Source organism: Thermoleptolyngbya sp. M55_K2018_002, assembly GCF_015295965.1.
GTDB classification, from domain to species: Bacteria; Cyanobacteriota; Cyanobacteriia; order Elainellales; family Elainellaceae; genus Thermoleptolyngbya; species Thermoleptolyngbya sichuanensis.
Genome location: NZ_DVEA01000069.1, coordinates 1 through 10,652, shown reverse-complemented (window position 1 = coordinate 10,652; position 10,652 = coordinate 1). Strand labels below are relative to the sequence as shown.

The 10,652-nt window shown below is 54.0% G+C and carries 12 protein-coding genes and 1 riboswitch; of the genes, 7 read left to right on the top strand and 5 right to left on the bottom strand.

Features of this window, described 5'->3' with window-relative positions; genetic code table 11:
* Positions 1–433 precede the first annotated feature (433 nt).
* Positions 434–648, top strand: a riboswitch (cyclic di-AMP (ydaO/yuaA leader).
* 696 nt (positions 649–1,344) lie between these two features.
* The 3 genes from IGS51_RS03415 to IGS51_RS03405 all read left to right on the top strand — a co-directional run bounded on the left by IGS51_RS03415 (position 1,345) and on the right by IGS51_RS03405 (position 3,706).
* Positions 1,345–2,097 (top strand): universal stress protein, encoded by a 753-nt coding sequence (locus IGS51_RS03415; RefSeq protein ID WP_297075917.1) that lies wholly within the window; start codon positions 1,345–1,347, stop codon positions 2,095–2,097.
* A 402-nt stretch (positions 2,098–2,499) separates the two neighbouring features.
* Complete coding sequence (gene lgt, locus IGS51_RS03410; RefSeq protein ID WP_297075914.1) at positions 2,500–3,339, top strand: prolipoprotein diacylglyceryl transferase; 840 nt, start codon at positions 2,500–2,502, stop codon at positions 3,337–3,339.
* 187 nt (positions 3,340–3,526) lie between these two features.
* The gene (locus IGS51_RS03405; RefSeq protein ID WP_297075911.1) at positions 3,527–3,706 is read left to right on the top strand and encodes a hypothetical protein; all 180 of its coding nucleotides are present in this window, start codon (positions 3,527–3,529) and stop codon (positions 3,704–3,706) included.
* A gap of 531 nt (positions 3,707–4,237) precedes the next feature.
* On the opposite strand, the gene leuD is transcribed toward IGS51_RS03405, so the two are convergent.
* On the bottom strand, positions 4,238–4,837 hold the full coding sequence (leuD, locus tag IGS51_RS03400; protein ID WP_297075920.1) for a 3-isopropylmalate dehydratase small subunit: 600 nt from the start codon (positions 4,835–4,837) through the stop codon (positions 4,238–4,240).
* Between the two features lie 103 nt (positions 4,838–4,940).
* Between leuD and IGS51_RS03395 the strand changes: the two genes are divergently transcribed.
* Positions 4,941–5,711: a Uma2 family endonuclease gene (locus IGS51_RS03395; RefSeq protein ID WP_297075910.1), complete on the top strand. Its 771-nt coding sequence runs from the start codon at positions 4,941–4,943 to the stop codon at positions 5,709–5,711.
* A gap of 10 nt (positions 5,712–5,721) precedes the next feature.
* Here IGS51_RS03395 and IGS51_RS03390 read toward each other — a convergent pair whose 3' ends face one another.
* The 4 genes from IGS51_RS03390 to leuC are packed head-to-tail and all read right to left on the bottom strand — an operon-like array spanning position 5,722 to position 8,520.
* Positions 5,722–6,543 (bottom strand): SDR family oxidoreductase, encoded by an 822-nt coding sequence (locus tag IGS51_RS03390; RefSeq protein ID WP_297075908.1) that lies wholly within the window; start codon positions 6,541–6,543, stop codon positions 5,722–5,724.
* Between the two features lie 5 nt (positions 6,544–6,548).
* Entirely contained in the window at positions 6,549–6,938 is a 390-nt protein-coding gene (locus IGS51_RS03385; protein ID WP_297075906.1) for a type II toxin-antitoxin system death-on-curing family toxin, read from the bottom strand.
* Positions 6,925–7,107 carry a hypothetical protein gene (locus IGS51_RS03380; protein ID WP_297075903.1) on the bottom strand — a complete coding sequence of 61 codons (183 nt, stop codon included), beginning with the start codon at positions 7,105–7,107 and terminating at the stop codon, positions 6,925–6,927. Before IGS51_RS03380 ends, IGS51_RS03385 begins: the two co-directional genes overlap by 14 nt.
* A gap of 9 nt (positions 7,108–7,116) precedes the next feature.
* Positions 7,117–8,520, bottom strand: coding sequence for a 3-isopropylmalate dehydratase large subunit (gene leuC / locus IGS51_RS03375; protein WP_297075901.1), 1,404 nt, complete (start codon positions 8,518–8,520; stop codon positions 7,117–7,119).
* Positions 8,521–8,786: 266 nt separating this feature from the next.
* On the opposite strand from leuC, the gene IGS51_RS03370 reads away from it, so the two are divergent.
* The 3 genes from IGS51_RS03370 to IGS51_RS03360 form a co-directional block, all read left to right on the top strand.
* On the top strand, positions 8,787–9,197 hold the full coding sequence (locus IGS51_RS03370; RefSeq protein WP_297075900.1) for a hypothetical protein: 411 nt from the start codon (positions 8,787–8,789) through the stop codon (positions 9,195–9,197).
* Positions 9,198–9,320: 123 nt separating this feature from the next.
* Positions 9,321–9,818, top strand: coding sequence for a hypothetical protein (locus IGS51_RS03365; RefSeq protein ID WP_297075898.1), 498 nt, complete (start codon positions 9,321–9,323; stop codon positions 9,816–9,818).
* Positions 9,819–9,904: 86 nt separating this feature from the next.
* Positions 9,905–10,652, top strand: a 748-nt coding sequence (locus IGS51_RS03360) for a filamentous hemagglutinin N-terminal domain-containing protein (protein WP_297075895.1), incomplete at its 3' end; no start/stop codon positions are given.

Here is a 10,652-nt window from a genome sequence, read left to right as displayed (position 1 = left end):
GCACAGCCCGCGAGAAATTGTCCAACTGCGTCAGTCCTGTATGTATTCTTTGAAACGAAAATTGAAGGATTTTCGCCAAATTGGCACTACAAACTTAAGAACATCTTAAAAGGCAGCGCAATTTGGAAATCTGCGAGTAATCTTATGGACAAGATACCTCCTAACTGCGTCTCCAGCCTCGCCCGCCTCCCTCTAGGCATTGATGGGTGAGGCTGATCTTTTTGGAAACCTAACGATATTTTTTGTTTTGTTGACGATTCCTGACAATCATTGTTAGGGTATGTTTGAACAGCTCTAGATGCATCAGCCTAATTCGAGGTCTGACAATTGCGGTGGTTTGCTAAGCTAGCCCTTCGAGATCCTTGTCTCGATCAGGGGCTGCCTTTGGGGACATTACTCTATCCGGGCAGCGTTCATGTTTAGCAGTGCGCGATGTGCGCGATCGCCCCTTTGTGCAGCACACCAGAAGCGGAGGAACCATCCTTTGGGGCGTATCTTTCGTGCGGTAGAAGGCAGCTTTTCGAACTGCCGCGTATAGTGAAACTGGCTTTGTCCGGGTTTCATGACATTAGCTCTACCGTACTCAACGAGGGGCACCTCTCAGCCCTAGCCCGTCAGCTAACTCCGTCGGCTTTGGGAGGAGACTGAAGCAAAGTTATTCAGTGTCCTCAGAACTGATAGAGCCTCCAGCTTGCACACTCTGCCTGCTGGATCGTTGCATGTGGCGTTTTTCTGAGGAGGCTACAAGTGGTTATAGGCGGATATAGAAGTTGGTAATTGGAAGCCTCTCTTCTGGAGATTTTCTTCTCAGGATTCTCTGGTTTAGATGGAGTCATTTCAGGCAAGTTGACTAGGGCAGGTTGCTTCACAGAAATGGGGCAGGTCTGCGCCGAGCCTTTTTCCCAGTTCTGGGAAGGACTCATGCTTCTAGGCCATTTGGCCGAGGAGTCTGCCGCTGGTGCAGAGGATTTACCTCTGGTTTAGTGATGGCGATCCGAATCTATGGCGATCGATCTATAGCGGATGTTCTGATGGGCGATCGCCACCAGGGTTAGCAGTCTTGTTCTGGCAGCGTTAGGGAGTCGTATCTTCAAAATTCTGTTTGGGAGTTTTGACGATGAAATCAGAGTGCCGCTCGTGGAAGAGTTGTCTCCAAAAGGGCGCTGCTACCAAGAGTGCTGGCTGAGCGCTGGCTGAGCAAAAGTCAACTGTATTTCCGGCGCTGACTCCTTCAGTGATCGAGTCGCCCAATCCTTGCCTGATTTCCAGTGTTGGCGGGTTTGGCTTTTTTAAAGCTTTGTTTTGAAGTTCTGTCGGTCTATTGTTTCTGACGAGGTGAGTATTGTGAAGATTAAGTCGATGCTGATGCGTCTGCAAAATGCCCTGGGGCAGCCTGAGTTGGTAGAGCAAATGCTGCTGGCATCCGGCAGGACGGCGCTGGATGCCGCAGAAACCCAGTCAGATGAGACGGTGAATCTGGTCATTGGCTACAACGGATCGCCCAATAGCCAGGTGGCACTGGATTTAACGCTGTGGATTGCTCACCAAACCCGGCTGGCAACGCAGAAGCAGGTCATGGTGCATGTGGTGTACGTGGTCGATCGGCTGCTTAATGGGCGATCGCCCCAACCTTCTCAGAAATCGCAAAGAGCGCGATCGCGCCAAACAGCAACGCTAGAACGACAGACCGAGCGCGTTGGCAACACCCTGACCTTGCCTCGACTGACTCCGGCAGAATCGTTCGTCCCGCTCAGTACGCACATCCACTACCACGCCAACCCAGCTTGCCTGACCGATTGCCACATCAACCCTGCCGAACCACCAGCGCAAAATCTGCTGGAACAGGCCGACTGTATCCTCTGGCAGGCTCGCTGCCTGGCCGAAGAGTGGCGCGGCTCTCTGGAAGCACACCTCCGGTTTGGCGCGACGGATGTGGAACTCCATCAAGTTGCCCAAGAAGTGGGCGCGGACCTGATGGTGCTGGGCTGTAGCACCAAAGCTCATCCACTGGTCAACAAGCTCAGAGCCAACACACACTGCCCAATTCTAGGTATCCCAGAGCAGTTGGCGGGGGTTCGTTCGGTGGAACGCGGATAGACTCATTGCATTGGGCTGAATGAAGCTGAACAGGGTGCGGTTGGGAAAGGCTTATTTTCCCGTCTGCGCCCATTGCTTTATGTCTGCTTCTTTACAAACGGCTTTTGCAATAGGGATAACCCAGCGCCCTTGCGCCTGCCATCGCAGCACATTCCCCACACCCAACAGTTCTGGGGGATTGGTATAGTGAAGAGCGGTGAGCCAAGTTGCAAAGGGCAGAGTGCAGGGCAAAATGTCTGGTTCAAACCTGCCACCTAAAAACCTGCCACCTAAAAACCTGCCACCTAAAAACCTGCCACCTAAAAGCTGAGGCTGGTTTCGCGCTGTCCTGACCGAGGGAAATCAAAATCCAGCGAAATCCGGTGAACACCTGATAAAGCGAGCGCAATAGACGTTTTGGTTATGCATCCCCCTGTTGACCCCGTTATTTTTGAATTTGGCCCGTTTGCGCTGCGCTGGTATGGGCTACTCATGGCGATCGCCGTGATTCTAGGGGCAACCGTCGCCAGTCGCGAAGTAGAGCGGCGGGGGCATTCCTCCGACGACTTTTGGGACATGCTGATTTGGGTGCTGGTGCCAGGGTTTCTGGGGGCGAGGCTCTACTACGTGTTTATCCAATCGCCACGCGATCGCCTAGGAGACTACCTTTCAGACCCGCTTTCTATCTTTCGCGTGTGGGAAGGCGGCATCCATATTTTTGGCGGGTTTATCTTTGGGGCGATCGCCCTCTGGCTCTATACCCGCGTCCGCAAACTTCCTACACTGGTTTTCTTAGATGCGATCGCGCTAGGGTTGCCACTGGCCCAGGCAATCGGTCGCTGGGGCAATTTCATTAACCAGGAGCTATACGGGCCGCCCACCAATTTGCCGTGGGGCCTCGCCATTGACTACAGCACCGATCCGGCGAAAAACCGCCGCATCCCCCCGTATGACGATATAATCCTGTATCCTGAAAGCACACGATTTCATCCCCTCTTTCTCTACGAGTCGCTGTGGAACCTGGCCGGCTTCGTCCTGTTGCTGTGGATTTCCCGTCGGTTTGCACGCCAGCTTCGTCCAGGCGACTTGCTATTGGTCTATCTCATTTGGTATCCATTAGGGCGCTTTTTCATCGAGTTCTTGCGAACCGACTCATGGTTCTTTCCAGGCACACCCTTTAACACAGTACATTTGCTGAGTGCCGTTGCTTTGATTGTCGCCAGCATTTTGCTCTATCGGCGACATCAATCAGCCCCCTCCTAGTCTTAAACTTCTGATATTGACTTGATACCGTCTATCGACACTGCTGGTTTACCAGTCTCCAGAGCAAATTCATGCGGTTCAAGATTGCTAATCAGTGAATAAATTCACCCGATCAGGTTCAGTCAAAATAAGGAGGTCAGATTCTATGGACAAGGGTACGCTGACATATAGATAAGAGAGAACGCTCATGGACTCCTACTTGGATTTACTGGTTCAGGAGATTGTTCAGGCGGCACAGCCCGAAGAAACGCCTGTAAAACCGAAAAAGCAGCCGAATCCACCCACAGATGAGCTTCCTGCCGAGTCTCACCTCGACCTGTTGCTGCAAGATATTCGCAACATTGCAGATTCTTCATCTGACCCATAGCTTTGGCATAGGGGTTCAGAGACTGGGATTTGTCTTGCTTCTGTCGTCTTGAGGCATTGTATTGAGACTAGGTGACGCAACGTCTGCTGCTAGTTGGAGCGCCGTTTGGGTCAGGAACGATTTAGGCTGAAAATCGTTTGAACGGCACGAAATTTAATCAGAATTCTCGCTCGCTTTGCAAAAGCTGTCCAGTTTTTTGACTCTCAGGACTCACGTAATGGGTGAGTTCTCGCGAGTTGCGTCTCAACAAGTTTTCTGGAATGCAGGCATTCTTCGCCAGCGCGTCAGTCCTGACGCAATGCGAGTTCCTTAAGCAGTCGATCAGCAGTCGATCCCCGCCAAGTCGATCCCCTCTAAAAAGAAATCCCCCCAAAACTCAATCGCGTGAGCCTGGGGGAATGTTGAATCAGGGTGCATCTACCACTCCATTGTTCTCAGGCTAGGGGGGAGTATCCGGAGGGTTTTGCAAAATTCGGAAATTTTTTTGCTGATCATGCTTCAGAATTCTGCACCCCTGACCTAGCAAGGACTCTAGGCATGGCTCCAGGCGACGTAGGGCAGCTTTGCTGCTGTGGCTCTAATCTGCTCTGTCTGTGCCACCAGTTGTCCCGTTGCGTCCCAACTGCCAGAGAGAAACATCTGACGCGGCCCCTCACCCATCAGCACCGGAATTGATACGTCGCCGCAGGTCGCAGTCATGCTGTCTAGGTTGACTGTCACAGTCGCCTGGGGATGGGCAGCGATCGCCCCTTGCAGCGCCTTCACGTCGTCGCCAGTCGCCGTGACGCAGGGAATCCCCATTGCTACGCAGTTGCCAAAAAAGATTTCCGCAAAGCTCTCGCCCACCAGCGCCTTGATGCCCCACTTGGCGATCGCCTGGGGTGCGTGTTCTCTCGAAGAGCCGCAGCCAAAGTTGCGATTCACCACCAGCACCTCTGCGCCCTGATATTGTGGCTGGTCAAACGGGTGCTGTCCCTGCAACTGAGCGCGATCGTCCTCAAACGCATGGGCCCCCAGCCCGTCGAACGTAACGCACTTGAGAAACCGCGCCGGAATGATGCGATCGGTGTCGATGTCGTCGCCGACCAGAGGAATGCCGCGACCGGAAATTGCTTGAACTTGACTCATGATGCTTACCTCAATTAAAAACAACAAAACTCAAAAACCGACTCGCCTATGATGGACGTACTGGACGATTGCCCCTTTCACCCGCGAGTTCTGCCCGCGAAGGCTCATGGTTCTGAATGCGCCGCGCCCGACCCAATCGCTCAAGGTCACTTGGGAAGCGCTCCCCGATGACTATCGCCTGTCTGAAGCTCCGGCACAGTACGTTGAACAGCCCATGCTGGCTGCTGCCCTCACCGATGCTTTGGGCGAGGCGGGACTGATTCAGCCGGAAATGCTGATTGCCTCGAACTTTGGGCTGGTGGCGACTGTGAACCAAAAGGTCATGGTGAAAGCTCCCGACTGGCTATACGTGCCCCGTGTGTTGCCCTGGACGGGTGAAGGCGTGCGCCGCAGCTATACTCCCATCCTCCAAGGCGATCCGGTGGCGATCGTGATGGAGTTTTGGTCGGATGAGGAACTAGGCGAGTATTCCATTCGCCCCACATTTCCTTACGGCAACCTGTTCTTCTATGAGCAAATCCTCCAGGTTCCCACCTACGCTACGTTTGATCCCTATAGCCAAACGCTAGAGGTACGGCAACTCAGAGACGGAGCATACCAACTTCAGGAGCCAAGTGCCGAGGGGCGCTTCTGGATTCCTGAGCTATCACTGTTTTTGGGCGTTTGGTATGGCCCCCGGCTGGGTTCTACGATCCACTGGCTGCGCTGGTGGGATTCGGACGGCAATCTGTTGCTGTGGAGCTTTGAGAAAGCCGAGCTAGAACGCCAGCGGGCAGAGCAAGAAGCTCAACGGGCTGAGGCAGAAAAACAGCGGGCCGATGCAGCCGAAGCAGAACTAGCCAGACTGCGATCGCGCCTTAACCCACCCCACCTCTAACGCCCAATCCCTACTTCACCTCCTTGATCATGCCGGCCTTGATAAACCAGGTGAACAGCCCATCGGGAAGCAGCTTTCGCAGCGTTAGCAGGAAGGATGCATTGCCCCCCGCTGGGTAGCGCAAGCGAGAACTGCCATCGGTGGCGGCGGTGTAAATCACCTGGGCGGTGACTTCGGGCGGAGAGGCCGTATCGCCCACGTTTTCGAGCTGGGGCAGGACGCTGGCAACGAAGGGGTCGTAAGCCGTTAGCCCTTCCTGCTTTGCCACAACGAGCGATCGCGAGAAAAAGTCCGTCTTGATTGGCCCCGGCTCGATGATTTTGACCCGGATATTGAACGGCTCTAGCTCATAGCGCAGCGAATCCGAAAACCCTTCCACCGCCCACTTGCTGGCGTGATAGAGGCTGTAGATGGGCAGCGCCATTTGCCCTGCAATCGAGGCGACGTTGACAATTACACCGGATCGCCGCTCCCGAAAATGGGGCAGCACGGCGCGAGTCATGTCCATCAGCCCAAACACATTCACCGCAAACTGCTGCTGGATTTGCTCCGGGGTGCAGGCTTCAAAGGGGCCAATCAGCCCGTAGCCTGCGTTGTTCACCAGCACGTCGATTTGCCCAAAGTGGGACAGCGTGGTGGCGATCGCCTCCGGAATCGACACTGCATTCGTCACATCCAAGGGTGGACAAATCACGCGATCCAGCGCCGCTAGGTCAGAGCCAGCGGGCGATCGCATTGTGGCCGCCACATTCCAGCCCTGCCGCTGAAACAACTTCGCCGTTGCGTAGCCGATGCCCGTTGAGGCACCCGTAATCAACACCGTCTTTGGCACGTTTGTTACTCCTGTAGGGCTGCTTGCAGCATATCTGCTAACTCGTCTTTATTCAGCGCTCCTTGCGCCACGCGAATCACGAGGTGGTACGCCTCATCGTCGGTGAAGCCGAGCAGAACTCCATTCAGCCGCAAAAACGCATCCATCGCCGCGAAGGCAGTGCGCTTGTTGCCGTCGATGAACGGGTGATTCATTGCCAGATGATACAGGTAGGCAGCGGCTTGTTGGGCGATCGTGGCGTGCAAAAACTCGCCGCCGAAGGTCGCCTGGGGCTGTGCCAGAGCCGATTCCAGCAATCCCTGATCGCGCACGCCAGGGCTGCCACCAAAGCGTTCAATTTGCCTCGCATGAATTCGCAAGACAAGCCTAAGACTCAGAAACTTACGAGTTTGCAAGGCGTCGGTAAACCTCTTCTCGCTCAATTTCTGATGCTAAATAAGCTTGCCAAGCCTCTTCATCTAGCGTGTCATCCGCAGATTGAAAGCTTCGAGCGAGTTCGAGCAGTTTACTCAAAACTGATTCTGGATAGCTTTCTAGCTCTTGAATCATCTCTTCCTTAGTCATCGCTACCTCCTAGAGCAGCGTGCGAACGTCTGTTACGTGACCCGTCACCGCCGCCGCCGCCACCATCGCCGGACTCATCAGCAGCGTCCGTCCAGAGGAAGACCCCTGCCGCCCTTTGAAGTTGCGGTTTGACGAGGAAGCGCTGATCTGGCGGCCCACCAGCTTGTCAGGATTCATTGCCAGACACATCGAGCAGCCCGCATTGCGCCATTCAAAGCCCGCCGCTTCAAAGATCTTGTCCAGCCCTTCGGCTTCGGCCTGCTGTTTTACTCGCTCGGAACCAGGCACTACGAAGGCTTTGATGCCTTCGGCCACATGGCGACCCTTGGCGACTTTGGCGGCTTCCCGCAGGTCGCTGATGCGGCCGTTGGTGCAACTGCCAATGAAACACACGTCTACCTTAGTGCCCGCAATCGGTGTGCCAGGAGCCAGATCCATGTAGGTGTAGGCTTCCTGGGCGATCGCCCGGTCTTCTTCCGGCAGCGAATCAGCCGTAGGCACGACCTCACTCACGCCAATACCCTGACCCGGCGTAATGCCCCAGGTAATCGTCGGCTCAATCTCTGCCGCATCGAACACCACCACATCGTCGTATTCTGCATCGGCATCGCTGCGGAGGCTCGTCCACCAGGCCACGGCCTTCTCCCACTCGTCGCCTTTGGGGGCAAAGTCGCGCCCCTTCAGGTACTCAAACGTCGTCGCGTCGGGGTTCACATAGCCGCAGCGCGCGCCGCCCTCGATGGACATATTGCAGACGGTCATGCGCTCTTCCATACTCATCTGCTCGAAGGTCGTGCCTGCAAACTCGTAGGCATAGCCCACGCCGCCCTTCACGCCCAGCTTGCGAATAATGTGCAGAATCACGTCTTTGGCGTAGACCCCTGGTTTCAGCGTGCCGTTCACTTCTACTTTGCGAACCTTCAGCTTTGCCAGCGCCAGGGTTTGCGATGCCAGCACGTCGCGCACCTGGCTGGTGCCAATGCCAAAGGCGATCGCCCCAAACGCGCCATGCGTCGAAGTGTGGCTGTCTCCACAGGCAATCGTCATTCCTGGCTGGGTCAAACCCTGCTCCGGGGCGATCACATGCACAATGCCCTGGCTGCCAGAGCCGATGTTGTAGAAGCGGATGCCGTTGTCTTTGGCATTGCGCTCTAGCTCCAGCATCATTTCTTCTGCCAGGGGATCGACAAAAGGACGCGCCTGGTTTTCTGTCGGCACGATGTGATCCACCGTCGCCACTGTGCGCTCAGGAAACAGCACCTTTAGCCCCCGCTCTCGCAGCATGGCAAACGCTTGCGGGCTAGTCACTTCGTGGATCAAATGCAGCCCGATGAAGAGCTGCGTCTGTCCTGAGGGCAGCGTCCCCACCGTATGCAAGTCCCAAACCTTGTCGAATAACGTTCCTCGGCTCATGGCTGTGTTCTCTGTGGTTAATGTTCTCCCTGATTACACAATAGACAAGTCAAATAATCTCGTCCAATATATTTTTCTATACATATCGAGATCTAAAAAGTATTAGAGATTGAGCTATTGCTGAAAGTTAATTGAAAATCGTTTTTGAGTAACAGTATGCAAGTCAGACATTTTTGTTGAGCGGGCACCAGTTGTGAGACTATCCAGCTTCGCAGAAGTACCCGGAAGGGGCCCTGTCTAAATCTGAAATCTAGCCGAGGATAAAAATGGTTGATCGAGTCATCAACTCATTCCATCCAATCTTTTCCAATGAGGCTAGAGTTGTGAAGAAGTTGATACTGACTGAAATAAAATGCGATGGACTGTCAGATGGGGAAATAAAAAAACTGGTTCCTCGCTTTCGCAGACGACCTGTAGGAAACCCTGTCGATGTTACGAAAAACTGGAAGCGGTGGGGTGATCCGAAGGAAATTCCTGGCCCGCAACCGTTTAGCGAGATCCCAGATGAATTTAATGGCAAGATCTATTTGCGATCGCCCGAAAATCAGCCTTTGTTTGAAAGCAGTAAAGATATTTCGGCAAACGATTCCGGGGCAGGGCAGACTTCATTTGTTCCAGTTAACCCATCTACGGCAAGCGCCGGCATTGTTCCGAAACTGAGATACGTCATTCAGTAGAAAAAGAAGCATATTGAACATTTGAGACTAGCAAACGTCCAAATCTTGAATACGGTAGAGCGGATCATGAAAATCTTGAGATTGACTCGGGTCAAGTGCAAGGGACTATCAAGTGGCGAGACCTTGAAACTTCGCGCAGTACTCCGAACAGACTACCTGGGCAGCTCAGTAGAATTCACCCAAAATTGGCAGGCATTGGGTGCAGGACATGAAGGAATGATCCCTTCTACTGACTTTACTGGCAACCTCTACTTGGAGTCATCTCAAGGGGTTCGTCTTTTTGTGAGTCGTGACACTGTTTCTTATGCAGATATCGGGAAAAGGGTGGCGCGGTTTAACCCAGTGAATCCTTCAACAGCAGGAAATAGAATTAAGCCACGTGTGGAATACGATGTCCAGCAGGTTGTGCCGTTTTCTGCTCCGGGCCCTGTTCGCTACTTGTTGCGTCCTGTCTTTTTCCTGGTTGATCTGGTCGTGGGTCTGTTAATCACACTTTCTAAAGCTGCTGTCAGCTTGATTCGCCTGATTATTGACCCTGGCAATCGGCTGTTTGTGCTGTCGGATGACGATGAAGATGATGACACCGATCAAAAGCCGCCAGAAGAAAACATTCCGCAGTAAAAGCGTTTGTGGCGGTTGGTTCTAAACAACCAATAAGGGGAAAACTGGTGAAGCAGAGTATGCCCTTCTGGAAATTGCGCTGGCTTTTGAGTCGCAAGTCTCTGGGCAGCGCGATCGCCCTTGTCTTTTTGGGATGGGTGCTGGGCGATCGCGCTTTCGGTCGCCCCATCGCCGACAACAGCCTCGGCACAGAGTCTTCACGGGTCGAAGCTGTGTCTGGGATGAATTTTCAGATTCATGGCGGGGCACAGCGGGGGCGCAACTTATTTCACAGCTTACAGCGGCTAGATGTCGAGCGGGGCGGTAGCGTGTTCTTCGTGCCCGATGCAGGGGTGCGGACGATTTTGACTCGTGTGACGGGCGATCGCCGCTCAAATATTCGCGGCACACTGGGGGTTGTGGGAGATGCCAATCTGATTTTAATGAATCCCAACGGCATTCTGTTTGGGCGCAATGCGCGGCTAAACATAGCCGGGTCGTTTGTGGGCACGACGGCAGATGCGATCGCATTTGGTGATCAGGGCGTGTTCAGCGCACTACGAACAGAAGTGCCCGTGTCTTTGACGATTAATCCTTCAGCGCTGCTGTATCGGCAGATTGCGCCTGCGCCTATCGAGGTCTATAGTCGCCATCCCAGAAGTCTTGAAGATCCGCCCTTTTTCAGTTTCACAGGCTTGCAAACTGGAGAAGCGCAAAGCCTGTTGCTGGCAGGAGGAGGAGTTATATTAGACGGCGGCCTTCTCAGCACGTTAGGGGGAGCAGTTGAGATAGGCGGGCTAAGCCAGCCAGGGCAGGTCGGCTATCGCGTGCAACTCGGACTCAAGCGCGACGCGG

Bases quoted from the DNA above. Each gene is read 5' to 3' on its own strand.
- IGS51_RS03370 (WP_297075900.1), top strand. From the start codon at position 8,787: ATGGTTGATCGAGTCATCAACTCATTCCATCCAATCTTTTCCAATGAG.
- IGS51_RS03380 (WP_297075903.1), bottom strand. From the start codon at position 7,107: ATGACTAAGGAAGAGATGATTCAAGAGCTAGAAAGCTATCCAGAATCA.
- leuC (WP_297075901.1), bottom strand. From the start codon at position 8,520: ATGAGCCGAGGAACGTTATTCGACAAGGTTTGGGACTTGCATACGGTG.
- IGS51_RS03395 (WP_297075910.1), top strand. From the start codon at position 4,941: ATGGTTCTGAATGCGCCGCGCCCGACCCAATCGCTCAAGGTCACTTGG.
- lgt (WP_297075914.1), top strand. From the start codon at position 2,500: ATGCATCCCCCTGTTGACCCCGTTATTTTTGAATTTGGCCCGTTTGCG.
- IGS51_RS03405 (WP_297075911.1), top strand. From the start codon at position 3,527: ATGGACTCCTACTTGGATTTACTGGTTCAGGAGATTGTTCAGGCGGCA.